This is a genomic window from Rheinheimera texasensis DSM 17496 (genome assembly GCF_000711985.1).
GTDB classification, from domain to species: Bacteria; Pseudomonadota; Gammaproteobacteria; order Enterobacterales; family Alteromonadaceae; genus Pararheinheimera; species Pararheinheimera texasensis.
Window position 1 is genome coordinate 1 of the sequence record NZ_JONU01000007.1, and the last position, 16,623, is coordinate 16,623.

The following is a 16,623-nucleotide window of genomic DNA, read 5'->3' on the forward strand; positions in this document are numbered from 1 at the left end:
GAGGTAGTACAGTGAAATCGGGCTTTCAAAAAGCCAATAGTTTGGCTTTTTGCCGATTGAACGGCCCTGAGCTCTGCGAAGGGCATCAAGGCTCCCAATACACAAACCCCGCTCAGAGAGCGGGGTTTTTTGTATTTAGATTCTGGCGGTTTTACTTCGCGTAGAGTAGGACAGCGACACCGGGAATTAATGATGCCAACAGTTTGGCATCATTCCGGGGGAGCACACCCGAAGCTCTGCGAGGGTGCAGACTATCAAGAAGCCGCGATGTTGAAGCCTTAAAATCTCCAACGCCAACAGTTTGGCTCGTCTGGCCGTAACACGGCGGCTGAACAATCCCGAGCTCTGCGAGGGATATGAAGGCTCCCAATAAAGCCAAAAGGCCCACTCATTCGAGTGGGCCTTTTGCTTTATGGCATCCTGACGGTCTATTGCTCAGCCGGACGTCGCACGGGGGCAATCGCATGCGACAAAAACGTCTGGAACGTTTTTGGACCGCTTCAGCGGGCTGCGAAGCGGCAAACCCCATGGATGGGCTGAGCAACCAGTACAGTGAATCAGGGCTTTCGAAACGCAAACAGTTTTGCGTTGCTGGCTGTCACACAGCTGATGAGCACACCCGAAGCTCTGCGAGGGTGCAGACTATCAAGAAGCCGCGATGTTGAATTACAGTGCAGCAAACAGTTTTGTGTTCTTCCTACAAAGAAACCCAGATAGCGAATGGCTTGATTATTAATAAGCTACCCACAGATTTACGAATGTGGCTTAGTTAAAAATTTCCAAATATCTCCGGCATAGCCGACTGTTCGCTGGTTGATCGCGCTAGGTTGTGGCATAAAGGAGATCTTTTTTCACTGCTTTCTGAATTTATGCGTTTTTTCCTGAGTCAGTTCTGGATTGTCATCGTTACCATTTCTGTCTTGCTAGGCTGTCAACAAAGCCCGGTTGCGTTGTTGCCAGTATCTGAAGCTGAGTTAGTTGTTACTCCGGCACTTTTAAACGTCGCTAATCATGACCATGCAGCGCAATGTTCAGCGGTTGGCGGCGTGGCTGATCCTCTCTATGTACTCTTCTGTACTCATCATGCCTTACACCAGCCTGTTACAAATTCCGGCCAGTTCCAGCAATTACTGAATGCGCAGCAATCTGCACTGCAGCAATTAGTGCAGCACCACCTGGTTGACGGCCAATGGCGTATTAGAGGAAAGGGCTATCAGCTTCAGTTAGATCTCCCAACCGACGAACATGGTATGCGATTTCTTCGTTATACGCCGGTGCAACAACTCAAGTTTGCCGATGTTGCTTATCAGCCTACTCCCCAAGACCCGGCTGCTTATGGTGTGGCGCTTGTCGCGGAGCGTCCACACAGCAAAAACGTGTTTGATCAGTATTATCCGCACGAAGGTATATTTCGCAGTGTTACTGTGACCCTGCAAGACATCCTAATCGACCAGCAGCAGTTGCTGATCAAGCTCAAAGGCTACTATCTGACCGCGCCGCAGCAAATTGATGTGGCCGGCCGATCAATACCGCTCAGCTATGACCCCGCCAGCGCCACAATGTTGCTATTGCGGGACGCCCGAATCGACCAGTCGGCGTTTTCTGCGCTGCTGGATGGTAATAAACCAGGCTATGACTATGGCATCTTTAGCCCAGGCCCAATCCGGCCGGATCGCCGGCCTATACTGATGATCCACGGACTGAATTCCAGCCCGATGATTTGGCTTAAACTGAGTCATGCAATCTATAAAGACCCAATTCTTTCAGCGCAGTATCAGGTCTGGCACGCGTTTTATCCTAGTGGTGCGCCGCCGTTTTTCAACGCAATGCGCCTTCGTCATGACGTTGATCAGATGCGCATGCAGTTGCAGCAAAGCGTCGGTTTGTCCAAAACAATGCCGATGGTCGTGATTGGGCATAGCATGGGGGGCATTATCGCCAAGACTTTTATCATCAACAGTGGTATGGCGCTATGGGATGAAACATTTTTATTCCGACCTGATACATGGCCAGGCAACGATAAAGATTTGCAGCGTTATCGCGATGTATTTTTGTTTAATGCCCACCAAGATGTTGATTCAGTGTTCTTTTTAGATACGCCGCATCATGGCGCTGAGATAGCCGAAGCCTGGTACAGCCGGCTGGCGAGTAAACTGATCACTATCCCCGAGATGTTCGCGCGGCTAAACCGAAAGTTATTTCAGCGGATCCGTATTGAAACGGTCACACCGCAAATGCAACCTTATTTGGCAGACGGCGGCCCTAACAGCGTGCAGGTATTGTCGCCACAGCACCCGTTATTACGCAAAATAGCAACGTTGCCGTATCAAAGACCGGTATATTCGGTGGTTGGCAGCGACGATAAACCTTATTGTTATGATGAAAAGGCGTGTGCTCAGTTATCAGACTCTGTGGTTCCGTTTTTCAGCGCACATGAACCGCGTGCTGACGAACAGATCATAGTGCCATCCCGGCATGATTCTTATCAAAGCCCGGAAGCCATTGCTTTTATCGTGCAGCAGTTACGCCAGCGGCTGGACGCAGGCGTACCCCATTAAAGCGCTTTTGCTGGCGCGGACCACAAAACGGCAGGCCACGGGTAAACTCCGCGATAGCGCTGACTTTGCCGTTCTGCGCCCGCAGCGTAGACCAATAACGACCGCCGCCCTGATGCTGTATTGGGCTGCGACTGGCGATCACGCCGTCAGTACTGACCCACTTTGATAATATTCGTACGCCACAAGCCAGATTAATCACCGGGTCGTGTAACAACGCAGGATGGCGGATATCGCAGTCATAGCGTTTTTGGTTGGCACTTTCGATAGAAATTTGCAGTAGACCACGCGACACCACTGGCCGGCCTTTAGCGTCACGAAACCGCTCACGGTAAGTCGCTTCCGGTTTAAAGTTACTTTCAGGTTTGCTCATCGCTGACAACAAACCGACCCAGAATTTGCGCCGTTCCGGCTTGGCTAACTTCGGGTAATTGGGGCAAAACTGGGTGATATCGGCCGGATTTAAGCGGATCAACGGCGAACTGGCAACTGCCGACTCGGCTGCGCGGGTCCAGCTGCCATCCTGATTTTTCGTGGCCCAGGCGGCGTAATCCAAAGACGCCAGACAGGCGGGCGCAAAGCACGTCAGCAATAAAATCAGTGAAAAATAATAGCGCGGCTGCATTGGCAGTCGGGTCTCCGGTTCAGTTATTTTTTCAGTAACAGATATGCCTGGCTATAATCGCCACGGTGTTTATTGGCAGCGAAATAATCCGGCCAGCCCCGATAATAACCGCTTAACCAGTCGAGTTGAAACAGATTATTGGCAAAAGCGCCACCGGTGTCCGCCAGAATGGTTAATCTGTAGTGCATCACACCGGATTCTGGTGTCGCCAACAGAATCAACTTGCCTAAACCGAGCTGCGGGATATCACCGGCCACTGTCACTTCTGGTTTAATCGGAATTTTGTAGTCTGCATCTTTGCCATAACCCAGCACACTCTGTACTTCTTTGAAGTACCAGTACCGTTGTTGCTGTTCCGGTGTTTTAGTGCGGTCATAAGGGATGCCATTGGTGCGGTGCACATTATAATAACGATAGCCCTGACCCGATGGTACCACCGCAGTTCCTTGTAATAAGGCACCTTCCAGATCCTCACGGCTTAGCCAAAACAGTGCCGGTGCGCGCAGCGGTGGTTTTTCCAGCGCGCCACGTACTATGTCTTGTTTGCCCAGCTGAAAGCGGGTGATTTTGTTGCCAAGCGCATCCGCTGTAGCGAGATCGAGCTTGGCTTCATCATAAGGCAGCCCATATAGCGCCTGATTTTGCTTTGCGGTTTTCTCAGGGCTGCCATCGGCTATTTTGACAAAATATTTGGTTTGCAGAATTTTGTCTGCGGGTAGGTTTTGCAGCAAAGGTTTATTTTTCGCCAATTTTGCCGCGCCAGTCTGGTCTGGCAGCCAACGCACGAATTGGAAATGTTGCTGGATAAAGGCCGGATCCGTCAGACGTGATTTGCGCCCGGCGGCCTGGTCTTCATTGGCAATTTGACAGATATAGAGCAGGGTGTTGCGGATCTGTGCAACCGGGACAGTTGCGCCGGGGACTTTGCCGCCGTGAATAGCCGCCGGGTCATAAGTTTGGCCTTTATCGATATACTTCAGCGTTTCAGTAGCCACCTGACACAGATCTTTACTTCGATCCGGCCATTGCCCGGCGACAAATTGCGGATGCTGCTCAGTAAAAGTGGCTGCCGCTTTTGCAGGTGCCAGGGCAGAGAGTGGCAGTGCAGTCAGCAACAAAGAAACAGCAAGTTCAGGGCGGCGATCAAAACCAGACATAAAGAGACTCGGCAAATTAAATTGCCAGCAGACTAACGCAGCTGAAGCCTGTGCTCAAGGCAGAAGCGGATTGTCGAAGTTTAACTGCTGAAATGACAGGCAAAATTGCTTGTATTTCGCCATAGCAGCTTTTATGGTGATTTGTCTTTGGCTGCGTCTGTCCATGTCAGGCAACAGCTGTTCGTTACGGAGTCCGCAATGCCGCACGACCATCATCATCACCATGAGAGCCAGAATATCGCCACAGCGTTCTGGCTGAACTTTAGTTTTACCCTGATTGAAATTGTCGGCGGCCTGCTGACCAACAGTGTGGCGATCCTCGCCGATGCTGTGCATGACCTCGGTGATAGCCTTGCGATTGGTTTTGCCTGGGTGGCGAGTAAAATTGCCGGAAAAGAGGCAAACAGCCGTTATAGCTATGGTTACCGGCGCTGGTCGTTGTTAAGTGCTTTGGTCACTGGCGTGGTACTGGTGGTGGGCTCAGTGTTGGTGTTGATAACTGCTATTCCGCGGTTATGGGAGCCGGTGCTGCCGCATGCGCCGGGTATGATAGCCCTGGCAGTGCTCGGTGTGGCGGTGAACGGCGCGGCGGTGCTGAAGCTTAAACGCGGCAAAACCCAGAATGAGCAGGTGCTGAGCTGGCATTTGCTGGAAGATGTGTTGGGCTGGGCTGTGGTGCTGATTGGCAGTGTGCTGATTTATTTCACCGGCTGGGCCTTTCTCGACCCTTTGCTGTCGATTGGTTTTACTTTGTTTATTCTGCTAAACGTTTGGCGTAGCCTCAAACGCACCATAGCGCTGTTTCTGCAGGTGACGCCTGATGCGCAATTGATGGCGCAGCTGGAGCAGGCGCTGACCGCTTTGCCTTTTGTCGAAAGCGCCCATCATCTGCATCTGTGGTCGCTGGACGGCGAGCAACATGTGCTGACGGTGCATTTACGGCTGAAAGAGAATGCCGACAGTCAGAAGCTCAGCCATTACAAAGAAGATGTCCGGGCGGTGTTAGCGCCGCATCAACTGGCGCATACCACAGTAGAGTTTGAGGGACCGGCAGAGCTTTGTCGTGATGACAACGGTATTCACGCGCAACACGCTGCACACGACCACGACCACGACCACGACCATCAGGGCTGCAATCATCAGCATGGCGCTTTAGACCCGCATCGACATTAATGGCGCTACCAGCTGAATACCAAAAATGAAGCAGGGCACCGCAGTGCCCTGTTTTTCAATCGGCCCTCAAGCAGCCTTACAGTAAACCTTCTTGCTCCAGGCTGATCTCGTCCAGTGATAAGGCAAAACTGGGTACAAAAGTGTCGAGAAAATACTGTACCGCCGGCGATTGTGTGGCGGTCAGCATTTTTTCCAGCCGGCGTTTGGCAATCGTAAACTCGCGGTTGCCGGCAGTAATTTCTTCCAATGTTTTTAGATAAGCACAAAGATTATCTGCGGCTTTAACCAGCAGTTTTTCCTCTGCGCTGTAACATTCACCGAGCAAATATTCGCGATAGACGCTCTGCAGCTCAGGCGGCAGCATCGACAACAGTTTTTGCTCAGCGATGGCTTCAATCTTTTTATACTCATCGGCAATTTGCGGGTTGAAGTATTTGACCGGTGTTGGTAAATCACCGGTCAGTACTTCGCTGGCATCATGAAACAGCGCCAGCGTTGCGACGCGCTCCGGGTCGAGCTTGCCGGCAAAATACTGGCGGTCAATCACCGCCAGCATATGCGCCACCAGCGCGACCTGATGGCTGTGCTCAGCGACATTTTCCGTATTGATGTTGCGCATCAGCGGCCAGCGGTTAATCAGCTTCATCCTAAACAGATGGGCGAAAAAGTGGCTATGAGCGGTCATATCAGCCTCCGGTAACAAATCGGCTTCACAGCTGCTGATAACCCGGCAGGAACTGCGCCAGCTTGCCAATCGCCTGTTCCAGCACTTCTTTATGTGGCAGCAGCACAATGCGGAAGTGGTCCGGCTCCGGCCAGTTAAAGGCACGGCCATGGACCAGCAGTACTTTATGCTGGCGCAGGAAATCCAGCACCATCAGCTCATCGTCTTTGATCGGGAATTTTTTCCGGTCAATTTTCGGGAATAAGTACATCGCGCCTTTAGGTCTGACACAGCTCAGGCCGTCGATTTCATTCACCAGACGGTGCGCGACATCCATCTGGTCGTATAAACGACCGCCGGGAACCACCAGCTCATTGATACTCTGGTAGCCGCCAAGCGCGGTTTGCACGGCATGTTGTACCGGAACGTTCGCGCAAAGCCGCATTGAGGCCAGAATGTTCAGGCCCTCGATATAAGGCCGGGCACGTTGTTTGGCGCCGGAGATAAACAACCAACCCACACGGAAACCGGCGATGCGGTAGTTTTTCGACAGCCCGCCAAAAGTCAGGATCACCAAATCATCGGCCAGCGCTGCGGTTGGCGTGTGGGTGGCGCCATCGTACAGAATTTTGTCGTAGATTTCATCGCTAAGCACCACCAGGCCATGCTCACGGGCAATGCTCAGAATATCAAGCAACAGCGCGTCGTTATAAACGGCTCCGGTTGGGTTGTTCGGGTTAATCAGCACTATGGCTTTAGTGTTGCTGGTGATTTTGGCGCGGATATCCGCGATGTCCGGATACCAGTCGGCGGCCTCATCACAACGATAATGTACGGCTTTACCACCGGCGAGGTTTACCGCTGCCGTCCACAGCGGATAATCCGGCGATGGGATCAACACTTCGTCGCCGTTATTGAGTAAGCCCTGCAGTGCCATCAGAATAAGTTCAGATACACCATTGCCAATGTAAACGTCGTCGGCGTCGGCACCGCGGATGCCACGGGACTGATAATATTGCGCCACTGCAACGCGGGCCGGATAAATGCCCTGAGAATCGCTGTAGCCTTGCGCTGTAGGCAGATTATGGATCACATGTTTGAGGATCTCGTCCGGCGCCTCAAAACCGAAAGGGGCGGGATTACCGATATTGAGCTTTAAAATGCGATGGCCTTCTTCTTCCATCCGCTTCGCTTCGCGGGCTACCGGGCCGCGAATGTCATAACAAACACCATCTAACTTGGTCGATCGCTCAATTGGTTTCATAACCCTTACTTTACAGCCTCCGCATCATGAGCCTAAATAATCTGTAATTTTTGCTTACACCCTGAAACAGTGTCCTGTACTGTTCATCCCCATACTGCCAGAAAAAACCAGCATTCGGGAGTCTGGATGGTTAAATTGTCAGAAGTTCCTGCCGGCGCTTTAATGGTTTGCGAGATTTTTCACCTGTTTGAGCATACCGGTATCTATATTGGTGACGGTCAGATTGTCGAATTGCAGGGCACTGGCCTGATTCGCAGCGTCTCAACTGGCCGTTTTATGCAAAACCGCAGCGGCGAGGAATTATTAGTCGCCTGCGACAGCCGTGGTAAACCCTATGCGAATACGTCTGCAGCTGAGCGGGCTGTTAGTCAGATTTTCACGTTTCAGAGCTATGATTTAATCAGCAATAACTGCCATCGTTTTTGTGTGCATTGTCTGACCGGACGCAGCTGGCCCGTCACCAGTTTTTTTGATCTCAGACAAGTGCTGGAACAACAATTACGGCAAGAAATCCGCTTCGAAAGAGTTCAGCTGTATCGATAACGCCCGTATTAATAATCAATAAAAACAACAGGATATAAATATTTCGATAAATCGTTCGGCGTGTTCAGGGAATTTTTAGTCGAAAAAAGCGTCGGAAGCAGCTAGAATACGCCCCCTTTGCGTCAGAGTTATGCAGCTGCGTATGGTTACGCAGACGCCTGAAACCGGAGTTTTTGGCCGGTCAGACCCTGGGGTTTTGTGGTGTTGAATTGTGGTGATGTGCTGATATTTTGGCCAAAGCCCGGCAGCGCCAACAGGCCCCGATAACGAGGAACTACCGATGAACAACTTGCTTAAACTGAGCGGCCTCGGCCTGGCTACCGTCCTGGTAGGCTGTGCTGCGGTTTATCCCTTTATGCAGGCTGATCCACGCGTTGATGCGCAACAGCTGGCAGAATGGCAAATGCCAAGCAAACTGTCAGCACTGGAATCCGAAGACCAGCTTAAGTTGCTGTCCCGCCTGACTTATCCCGATGCTATGCCCGCACTGAAAGCAGTGCCTGATTTTTCTGCCATTAAAGACACCGATAGCCGGAAAAAGGCCTTTTTTGATTATCTGACTCCATTTATCGAGCGGGAAAACGCCCGCATCATCAAACTGCGCAGCCAGATTGAAGAGCTCGAAGGCAAGTTGCAAAAGCAGCAACAGCTGACCGTTGAAGAATATGCCTTTATTTACAGCCTGTTTGATGAATTTAAAATCGACATGATGGATGCCGACCTTGATGGTGTGCGTGAACTACTGGCCCGCGTCGACGTGCTCCCTGTGAGTCTGGTACTCACTCAGGCGGCAAAAGAGTCGGGTTGGGGCAGCAGTCGTTTTGCTGTCGAAGGGTACAACTTCTTTGGCCAATGGTGTTTTAAATCCGGTTGTGGCGTGGTGCCATCCAAACGCGGTCAGGGCAAATATCACGAAGTGGCTGTGTTTGATCACGCTGGTGACAGCGTCAACGCCTATTTCTACAACCTCAACACCTTTTATGTTTATGAAGAGTTGCGCGCCATCCGGGCGAAAACACGCCGGGAGCATGGCCATGTGGTGCCGGAAAAACTGGCCGCCGGTCTGGCGCGTTATTCCGAGCGCGGTCAGCAATATGTTGAAGAGATCACCGCGATGATCATCGCAACCCGCAAAATGATTGGACAAAGCTGATGCAGCGCTATTTTCAACGCCTCAGCGCCATGGCCGTGCTGTCTATCCTGGCCATGTTGATGCCGGCGCAGGCCGATACCGTATTTAATTACGACGGCTTTTACGCCCGGATGAAGAAAAGTGAAAAGCCGGAATACAGCGAGATCACGCTGGCGTTTTTGCTGCAAAAAGCGGGGAGTACTGAGCGCTGCCAAATCGACTCGGCGGCCATCACAACCGATATCAGTTCAGAGCCGCTGACCCTGGCGGCCAATGGTGAACTGATCCTGCCTTACAATGAATTACTTAATAGCCGTAAAGCATTGATCCAACTGAAACAACAACCGGATGCAGTGCCTTGTGATTTAAACTTCCGCCTGCGCAGTCGCTTGCCGCTGGACAAAACGCTGCAGCTGGCGCAGCTGCAGAAAACCCATCAGCAGTTTGATGGTTTATTAAAAGACCTCGCGGGGTTAGGCAAATATTTCCTGCCCGACATGACTGGTGTGACGGTGTTATTTAGCGGCGAAGCGCTGGTGCAGGATATATCGCCGGCGTTATTAAGCCGGGTCAAATGTGAAGGCAAACAATGCCATATCGATTTGACCGGGCTTGATACCAGCACTGCGGCTAGCGTCAGTTTTACCCAGACACCAGATTATCTGGTGCCGTTATTGCAACGCTAAGCAGCTCCTGCAGTGCCTGAACTGGTCCTGCTGACCCACGCCACTGAATTTGAACGGCCGACCAATACCGGCCGTTTAGTGCTGCAAACTGCGCAGTCCAGTTGTCCCAATGAAGCGCAGACTGCTGGGAATGGCTGGCTGGTACGGGCGCCGCTATGGCAGCGCAGATGCCCGGATGCGGCGCTGATCGCCAGCATTGAAGCGGCAGCTGATAATCCCCGACAGCATTACGTGCTGCTGTATCCTTCGCCAGATGCCCTTATCGTTGATGTCGACCTGCCTCATAGTTCAACAAGCGCAACCCCTGATTTTCCAGCTGGTTTTATTCTGCTGGACGCGACCTGGCAACAGGCGCAAAAAATGTATAACCAAAGCCCGTATCTGCATGCGTTGCCAAAATGGCAAATTCAGTCAACACATGCTTCGGCGTACAAACTGCGGCGTAACCAGAAACAACAGGGCTGGTGTACCGCTGAGTTGGTGCAGCTGTTATGGCGCTACTCAGGTGCCAGTGAAAGCGCGGCCGAATTAGGCCGGCGCTTTTTCGATTTTAATCAAAGATAGTCGCGGCTAAAGTGACAAAACCTGCCTGTCACTGCGCAGAATAACTATCAGCCCGGCGGCGCGTCAGCTTTGCCGGTTGCGCATGGCAGAGCAGGACCAACATCAGAATGGTCAGAAACAACAGCGCATTGGCTGGTGCCTGCAGGCTGAAATCGACAGTGCTGTGCAGCGCCATGTGACATAACGCCATCAGTGCCGCAAAGCTCAGGCCACGCTCCAGTTTATGATCATGGGTCCGCATCACGTGCAGCGCCAGATAACTCAACCAGAGCAACCAGACCAGCAATAAGCAGGTGACAGGGATACCCAGTTCAATGGCAAACTGCAGATAGTCGTTGTGGGCATGGTCATAAAATCCGCTGTACGCCTGGGGTTGAACTGCAGGGAATATGGTGTAGAAGGTACCACCTCCGGAACCTGTCCAGGCGTGCTCGCTGAGCAATGGTAGCGAATCCCGCACCACCTCGTCGCGGGCCTCACTGACAAAAGAAGTGTCCTGATAACGTTCCTGCAGTTTTTCCAGACCAAACATCGAACTGACCAGCAGCATATCCAGCAGTAAAATACTCACAACTAACGGTTTTAACAGTGCCGGCGGTCTTTTGTAAAACCAAAGCGCCAGCAGCGCGACCAGAATGAGCGCGGTGAAAAACGCCGCATTGCCCATGCGCGAGCGCGACATCACTAAACCAATTACCATCAGGATCATCGCCAGGCGCAACATCATTTTAGCGCTGAGCATAGTGCTTAAAATGTCGCGGAACAGCTGCCGCCAGTTGCGCTGCGTGCGTTCACTGGACAGTTGTGATAACAACAGGCCAATAGCGACCGACAACGAAAGTGCCAGATAGTTAGCGAAGTGATTCTGGTATACAAAAGAGCCGCGGGCACGTGAGCCTTCACTCATTCCGATCACTGGTGAAGCTTCAATGTTGGCAAGTTGCACCACCACGCCGTAAAAAGCCTGCAAGGCTCCGGAGATCACAATCACCAGCGCCAATAAACGGATACGTTTATGTCCGCTGCAATAATTGAGTAGTAATGAACACCACAACAAAAAAAACAGAGTTTTGCTGGCCATAATGCCGGTCTGATAGCTATCGGCACTGGGCAAAATCTGCTGGCTTTGCAACACTAACCAAAGTAGCAATACACCAAGTGGGGCAAGTGCTAACCGAAATTTTCTGGCACTAAAGAGTGGGGTTGAAGCCTGCCAGCAATGCAGCAAATGCAGGCAGAATGCGCTGCCGATCAGCACTTGCAACAAACTCCATGCCCAGGCCCGGTTAGAACCGAGTGGAATTGGCGCCCAGAGCAGAATGCCGCAGAGCATGACAAAAATGATTCGGCTTAACATGCTGTTTTGCATTACAAATTAGACTCTTAACCGGGAATACAGCCTGATTGTAACAAGCCCGTAGAGGTAGTACAGAATTTTCTGCCTGGTTAGTCAGCAGAGAAAAATGTGCCTGTATTATCCATGTACTTTTTTCTTCAGGCATAAAAAAAGCCCCGTTGAACGGGGCCTTTTAAAGAAGCTATATAACGGCTCAGTTGCCGGAAGCCAGTGTGGCATTACCGGTACCGGTACCACCACCAGCGCCAACTCCGCCAGGAGCTGGTGCTAAGGCTAATGCGGCCGGAGCGCCGGCCGCTGGGCCTGCTGCGGTAGCACTGCTAATCAGTGCCGGGTCAAGGTTTGCCGCAATAGCCAGGGTCGTTAATGTGTCCTGATCAACACAAGCTGTGTTGACTGCACGCAGCACTTCCTCTGCTTTTACCGGGTCGTTGCCCGCTTGTTCCAGTGCGAACTCGACAACTTTCTCCGCCAGCTGCGGATTACAGGTTTTTAAATCTGTCATCTGTGCAACAAATTCGCCGGCTGTTTTACCTTCGGCTTGTGCACTTGCATACATAGCTGATACATCTGCCTGCTGAGCTAAGGCCTGGAAAGCCAGAACCTGTGTTACAGCGGCGACTAACGCGATCTTTACAACCTTCATATGCGACCCCGCATAAATACTGAACAAAAATCCTTTTGCACTATAACTGACTATTGTTGAAATTGCAGCCGTTTTTTTGGCTAAATTGTTGAAAACTGACAGGGTGATGTAACGCCCGGCCTTGCAATGCGTCGACATGCAAACTCTGACAATGTGCAATTTGCGCGGCAGTTTCAACCTGCGCAGCAATCACCCGGATGCCAATGCCGTGGCAAATACGCGTCATGGTTTCCACAAAGAAACGGGTATCGGCCTCTTCCAGTGCCCGGATAAAGCTGCCATCGATTTTAATAAAGTCGACGTTAAGCCCTTGCAGGTAACGAAACGAGCTGAAACTGGCGCCAAACCGTTCGATGGTCACAGCAGCACCGGCAGCTTTCACACGGTCAAAGAATTGCTTGGCTGAACCAATAGCACCGAGCGTTGCCTGTTCGTTCACTTCAAACACCAGCTGCGGCAACTGTGCCTGATTACTGCTGATGGTATTAACCAGCCACCAGGTAAATTGCTCGTCATGCAGCGCGCTTTTGCTGAGGTTAATAGCAAAGCGGCCGCTGAGGCCACGTAACTGGCTGAGGATGTAACTGACCAATGCTTTATCAAGCAATAGAGACACACCAAGCCGCTCCGCCATTGCGAATACATCGGCAGAGGCGAGTTGCTGGCCGTGGCTGGAAAAACGCACAAATGTTTCGATATAGACCAGCTCTTGCTGCTGATACACCGGCTGCACTTCCAGGCTGAACATCTGCGCCATTTCTGCGGAGACCTGCAGACTGGTGTCGGAGAAACCGGCGGAAGTGTCTGATACCACGGAGCGGGTGAACTGATGCAGGATATCCTGCCAGTGACTGCGGCTTAACGGCAGCTCAGCCCCGAGGCCCGGATTGGTATCCGCCGGATGCAGCTGTTGCCGTGCCTGTTCGCTGTCGAGCCGGCTTAATGTAGCGCTGAGATCTTCACCGGCATTCAGTTTACGCATCACGACGGCAGCAAAACCGTTTGGATACTGGTCGATACGGGCTATTTCAAAGGTTTGTTGTAAACCGTGCCGGAAGTCGTCTGCGCTGCTTTGGCCGGCCCGCAGCAAGACGGCAAATTCAGAACCGGAAATGCGGAACAGTTGAGCAGAGTCTTGCCCACGCACGTGGTGCAGCAGCAGATCAGCGGCTTTTTGCACATACAAATCACCGGCTGCATAACCTTGTTGGTCGTTGACATGCTTCAGTGAACTTAACGCCACCAGCATCATGTAATGCTGGTCATCCTCGTTGCCACTCAGTTGATTCAGCGCAGTAAACGACTGCATCAGCGCGCGGCGGTTTGGCAAAGTGGTTAGCGGATCGAGATACACCTGCTGATTGAGCTGCTCGGCACGGTCATTCATCTCATCGAAATTACGCCGAACATGCGCAACCATCCGGTTGAGTGCCCTAACCACGGCCTGCAACTCAGTGGTCATCGGCATATAGTCGAGCAATTCAAAGCGTTTTTCGGCCAGATGCTGTGCCTGTTTTTCGATATCTTTTAAAGGCTTGAGCACTACAAGCAGCAGTACGTGTACTGCAACCAGTGCCAGCAAACAAATCAGCAGGCTGTTCCAGAACACCGCTTTAGTGTGGCGCCACAGACTTTGGTAGGCGTATCCCGGGTGTGCCTGTACCTGCAGTGTGCCGGCGATGCGCCAGCCATCGTTCACTTCTGAGGTCATCACCGGTGGGTCGAGGTGAAACCAACGGATAAACCAGGCCGGCACTTCGTCCAGTTCTAACCGCGACGTCCGGTCAAACACCACTTGTTGCTTAGTGTCGGTATATTTCATTTTCAGATAAGCGCCGGAGTCAAAAATCGCCGACACCATAGTTTCCGCGACAGTGATGTCCGCACCGCCGACATAAGGTGAAATCGACAGACCCAGGCTATTAGCAGTGTCTTTAGCAGATTGCGACAGCTGTGTATCCAGATAACTGCGCATGTTGCTGGTGCTGACCAGCACGGATGAAACAAAGGTCAGTAACGCCAGCAACACCAGTAATACGCTGAGTTGCAGGTTCAGAGAAATACCGCGGCCTGGAGCCGGGCTTTCGGCCAAAGAAGAATGTTGCTGATCGGTCATGAGGATAATGCCTTAGCGGCTGTGGCCGTCTTTTTTGTTGTTATATCAATAAGTGCATAAGCAGCAAACATTTTTTTATTGACCCCGTTCAATTTTTTCCAGCACTGCCAGCCAGTGACTGTTGCCTTTATGGTTTTGTACTTTATGACCCAGACCACCAGCACGTGCCAGCCACAGGCCGCTGGCGTTAAAACTGTATACTGGTCTTAAGTCGGTCCGCTCAGAAGCGGGGCGGATCTCGGTTTCAAGATTGTCCAGCACCAGCGGGTAATCCTGCGGGTTTTCGAAATAAACCAGCACCATATGCGGTTCATTTTGCCGTAACGCGCGCACGTACATCAGTCTTAATTTGTCATCGGGAATGCCAAGGGCGCGCAGCATAAAATATTTCAGGATGCTGTAATCTTCACAGTCGCCGGCGCCGTTGCCGAGAGATTCAAGCGGCGAGGCCCAATAATCATTTTGGCCCCACTGTTGTTGATCACTGACAAACCGCACCTGACGATTGGCGAATTGATTCACCTGATGCAGTTTGTTCCAATCCGACTCTTGTTGATGTTGGCTGAGAAAGTCACGCAGGGCGACGACGCGCTCAAAACCATCGTCGTCATATTGCTGGCGGGCTTGTTGCAGTGTGCTGTCCGGCAATGTGTAGACAGCGCCGGGCGGTGAGGGCGCCAGCGTCTGAAACACCAGAGGTAACCACAGAGCAAGACGGTTGATAACCGGTTTCCTTCTAAACGTCAGCGCATAAGTGTTAGTGCGCATTGACGGATTATGGCAAGGGATAAGTGCCAAAGATTAGCACAATGGCAAAGAGGGCAGCAATGACCCGACTTTGCAGCAACTCAGTGAAAATACGATGGTTTTAGGCAAAAAATGGCTGCATACCAGCACAGCATTGCGCGATTTATCAGCAAAAGCGAAAACAAATGCACAAAGGGCATGCTTCAGTCGCACCAATGCAATAAAATTCATCCGTAATTAGGCTGTAAAGGCCGGTTTTCATTGCCTTAGCACCGTTAAATACGGTATAAATTCTGCCTGTTCAGGCTTATCGCAGCCGTTTTTTAAAGCCTGATACACACCCGGATGGTGTTGTTGCTTTTCTACTTCGCTGCAGTCTGATAAGGAAGATCAGGGTTTAATTCAACAGAAGAGTGTTTCATGGAATCAAATAAAGCTGTATCTGCAACAACCCGTCTGATTGAAGATCGCGCTGTCACGCGCGCGGTGATCCCGGTAGCGGGCCTTGGCACCCGCATGTTGCCGGCCACTAAAGCGATGCCAAAAGAAATGCTGCCGATTGTTGATAAGCCATTGATCCAATATGTGGTACAGGAAGCTATCGCCGCCGGCATTACCGAAATAGTGCTGGTTACCCACTCCTCAAAAAACAGCATTGAAAACCATTTTGACACCTCGTTTGAACTCGAGGCCACGCTGGAAAAACGCGTCAAGCGCCAGCTGCTGGATGAAGTTCGTAATATTACGCCGAAAAATGTCACTGTGATTTCAGTGCGCCAGCCGCATGCGCTGGGCTTAGGCCATGCCATTTTGTGTGCGCGGCCTGTGGTACGAAACCACCCGTTTGCAGTGCTGCTGCCGGACGTCATTATCAATCAGTACCAAAGCAATCTGAAAAAAGACAATCTGGCAGAAATGATCAATCGCTATGAAGCAACCGGTCATAGCCAAATCATGGTAGAGCCGGTGCCGGCCAACATGGTGAATCAATACGGTATTGTTAATGTCGGTGGTGTGGCGTTAAACCCGGGCGACAGCATCAAAGTCAGCGATATGGTCGAAAAACCGGATATCGACGAAGCGCCAAGCAATTTGTCTATCACCGGCCGTTATGTGTTGTCGCCGGCAATTTGGGATTTACTTGAATTCACCCCACCAGGCGCTGGTGATGAAATTCAGCTGACAGACGGTTTGCATCAGTTACGGTTGTTAGAAACCATCGAGGCGTATCATATCAAAGGCAAATCCCATGATTGCGGCAGCAAAATCGGTTATGCCCTGGCCAATGCCGAATATGCGCTGAATGCATCCTTTGGTGCAGAATACAAAGCCCGACTGCTGGAGCTGTTAAACGGCCAGTAATTCCGTCCAAATTTTGCCGGTGCCAGACGCCG

At 51.5% G+C, this 16,623-nt stretch carries 15 protein-coding genes; 7 read left to right on the forward strand and 8 right to left on the reverse strand.

Annotated features, from left to right (window positions below):
* Positions 1 to 953 precede the first annotated feature (953 nt).
* Positions 954 to 2,558 carry an esterase/lipase family protein gene (locus Q399_RS0100095; protein WP_169739296.1) on the forward strand — a complete coding sequence of 535 codons (1,605 nt, stop codon included), beginning with the start codon at positions 954 to 956 and terminating at the stop codon, positions 2,556 to 2,558.
* Here Q399_RS0100095 and Q399_RS0100100 read toward each other — a convergent pair.
* Both Q399_RS0100100 and Q399_RS0100105 read right to left on the reverse strand, forming a co-directional pair.
* Positions 2,509 to 3,180: a transglycosylase SLT domain-containing protein gene (locus Q399_RS0100100; protein WP_084164023.1), complete on the reverse strand. Its 672-nt coding sequence runs from the start codon at positions 3,178 to 3,180 to the stop codon at positions 2,509 to 2,511. The genes Q399_RS0100095 and Q399_RS0100100 overlap by 50 nt on opposite strands.
* A gap of 23 nt (positions 3,181 to 3,203) precedes the next feature.
* Entirely contained in the window at positions 3,204 to 4,337 is a 1,134-nt protein-coding gene (locus tag Q399_RS0100105; RefSeq protein WP_031564182.1) for a hypothetical protein, read from the reverse strand.
* Positions 4,338 to 4,535: 198 nt separating this feature from the next.
* Between Q399_RS0100105 and Q399_RS0100110 the strand changes: the two genes are divergently transcribed.
* Positions 4,536 to 5,510, forward strand: coding sequence for a cation diffusion facilitator family transporter (locus Q399_RS0100110; RefSeq protein ID WP_084164024.1), 975 nt, complete (start codon positions 4,536 to 4,538; stop codon positions 5,508 to 5,510).
* Between the two features lie 76 nt (positions 5,511 to 5,586).
* Here Q399_RS0100110 and yfbR read toward each other — a convergent pair whose 3' ends face one another.
* Together yfbR and Q399_RS0100120 are read right to left on the reverse strand one after the other, a co-directional pair.
* On the reverse strand, positions 5,587 to 6,195 hold the full coding sequence (gene yfbR, locus Q399_RS0100115) for a 5'-deoxynucleotidase (protein WP_031564185.1): 609 nt from the start codon (positions 6,193 to 6,195) through the stop codon (positions 5,587 to 5,589).
* 25 nt (positions 6,196 to 6,220) lie between these two features.
* On the reverse strand, positions 6,221 to 7,438 hold the full coding sequence (locus tag Q399_RS0100120) for a pyridoxal phosphate-dependent aminotransferase (protein ID WP_031564187.1): 1,218 nt from the start codon (positions 7,436 to 7,438) through the stop codon (positions 6,221 to 6,223).
* Positions 7,439 to 7,564: 126 nt separating this feature from the next.
* Here Q399_RS0100120 and Q399_RS20910 point away from each other — a divergent pair, with 126 nt between their 5' ends.
* From Q399_RS20910 to Q399_RS0100140, 4 genes are all read left to right on the forward strand, one after another.
* A complete protein-coding gene (locus Q399_RS20910) occupies positions 7,565 to 7,981 on the forward strand; it encodes a lecithin retinol acyltransferase family protein (protein ID WP_051685628.1) in 417 nt (138 codons plus the stop codon).
* A gap of 280 nt (positions 7,982 to 8,261) precedes the next feature.
* Positions 8,262 to 9,134, forward strand: coding sequence for a glucosaminidase domain-containing protein (locus Q399_RS0100130; RefSeq protein ID WP_031564191.1), 873 nt, complete (start codon positions 8,262 to 8,264; stop codon positions 9,132 to 9,134).
* Positions 9,134 to 9,799 carry a DUF2987 domain-containing protein gene (locus Q399_RS0100135; RefSeq protein WP_031564193.1) on the forward strand — a complete coding sequence of 222 codons (666 nt, stop codon included), beginning with the start codon at positions 9,134 to 9,136 and terminating at the stop codon, positions 9,797 to 9,799. Before Q399_RS0100130 ends, Q399_RS0100135 begins: the two co-directional genes overlap by 1 nt.
* Positions 9,800 to 9,811: 12 nt before the next feature.
* Entirely contained in the window at positions 9,812 to 10,363 is a 552-nt protein-coding gene (locus Q399_RS0100140) for a tRNA-uridine aminocarboxypropyltransferase (RefSeq protein WP_031564195.1), read from the forward strand.
* A 28-nt stretch (positions 10,364 to 10,391) separates the two neighbouring features.
* Here the strand turns inward: Q399_RS0100140 and Q399_RS0100145 are convergent, their stop codons facing one another.
* From Q399_RS0100145 to Q399_RS0100160, 4 genes are all read right to left on the reverse strand, one after another.
* Positions 10,392 to 11,720, reverse strand: coding sequence for an O-antigen ligase family protein (locus tag Q399_RS0100145; RefSeq protein ID WP_211253125.1), 1,329 nt, complete (start codon positions 11,718 to 11,720; stop codon positions 10,392 to 10,394).
* A 193-nt stretch (positions 11,721 to 11,913) separates the two neighbouring features.
* Positions 11,914 to 12,366, reverse strand: a complete 453-nt coding sequence (locus Q399_RS21290; protein ID WP_031564199.1) for a hypothetical protein — start codon at positions 12,364 to 12,366, stop codon at positions 11,914 to 11,916.
* 40 nt (positions 12,367 to 12,406) lie between these two features.
* Positions 12,407 to 14,482 carry a bifunctional diguanylate cyclase/phosphodiesterase gene (locus tag Q399_RS0100155; RefSeq protein WP_031564201.1) on the reverse strand — a complete coding sequence of 692 codons (2,076 nt, stop codon included), beginning with the start codon at positions 14,480 to 14,482 and terminating at the stop codon, positions 12,407 to 12,409.
* A 75-nt stretch (positions 14,483 to 14,557) separates the two neighbouring features.
* The gene (locus tag Q399_RS0100160; protein ID WP_084164025.1) at positions 14,558 to 15,250 is read right to left on the reverse strand and encodes a transglutaminase-like cysteine peptidase; all 693 of its coding nucleotides are present in this window, start codon (positions 15,248 to 15,250) and stop codon (positions 14,558 to 14,560) included.
* Positions 15,251 to 15,649: 399 nt separating this feature from the next.
* Between Q399_RS0100160 and galU the strand changes: the two genes are divergently transcribed.
* A complete protein-coding gene (galU, locus tag Q399_RS0100170) occupies positions 15,650 to 16,591 on the forward strand; it encodes a UTP--glucose-1-phosphate uridylyltransferase GalU (protein WP_051685629.1) in 942 nt (313 codons plus the stop codon).
* Positions 16,592 to 16,623 lie beyond the last annotated feature (32 nt).

Bases quoted from the DNA above. Each gene is read 5' to 3' on its own strand.
- Q399_RS0100145 (WP_211253125.1), bottom strand. From the start codon at position 11,720: ATGTTAAGCCGAATCATTTTTGTCATGCTCTGCGGCATTCTGCTCTGG.
- galU (WP_051685629.1), top strand. From the start codon at position 15,650: ATGGAATCAAATAAAGCTGTATCTGCAACAACCCGTCTGATTGAAGAT.
- Q399_RS0100120 (WP_031564187.1), bottom strand. From the start codon at position 7,438: ATGAAACCAATTGAGCGATCGACCAAGTTAGATGGTGTTTGTTATGAC.
- Q399_RS0100155 (WP_031564201.1), bottom strand. From the start codon at position 14,482: ATGACCGATCAGCAACATTCTTCTTTGGCCGAAAGCCCGGCTCCAGGC.
- Q399_RS0100135 (WP_031564193.1), top strand. From the start codon at position 9,134: ATGCAGCGCTATTTTCAACGCCTCAGCGCCATGGCCGTGCTGTCTATC.
- Q399_RS0100110 (WP_084164024.1), top strand. From the start codon at position 4,536: ATGCCGCACGACCATCATCATCACCATGAGAGCCAGAATATCGCCACA.
- Q399_RS20910 (WP_051685628.1), top strand. From the start codon at position 7,565: ATGGTTAAATTGTCAGAAGTTCCTGCCGGCGCTTTAATGGTTTGCGAG.
- Q399_RS0100100 (WP_084164023.1), bottom strand. From the start codon at position 3,180: ATGCAGCCGCGCTATTATTTTTCACTGATTTTATTGCTGACGTGCTTT.
- Q399_RS0100105 (WP_031564182.1), bottom strand. From the start codon at position 4,337: ATGTCTGGTTTTGATCGCCGCCCTGAACTTGCTGTTTCTTTGTTGCTG.
- Q399_RS0100160 (WP_084164025.1), bottom strand. From the start codon at position 15,250: ATGCGCACTAACACTTATGCGCTGACGTTTAGAAGGAAACCGGTTATC.
- Q399_RS0100130 (WP_031564191.1), top strand. From the start codon at position 8,262: ATGAACAACTTGCTTAAACTGAGCGGCCTCGGCCTGGCTACCGTCCTG.
- yfbR (WP_031564185.1), bottom strand. From the start codon at position 6,195: ATGACCGCTCATAGCCACTTTTTCGCCCATCTGTTTAGGATGAAGCTG.
- Q399_RS21290 (WP_031564199.1), bottom strand. From the start codon at position 12,366: ATGAAGGTTGTAAAGATCGCGTTAGTCGCCGCTGTAACACAGGTTCTG.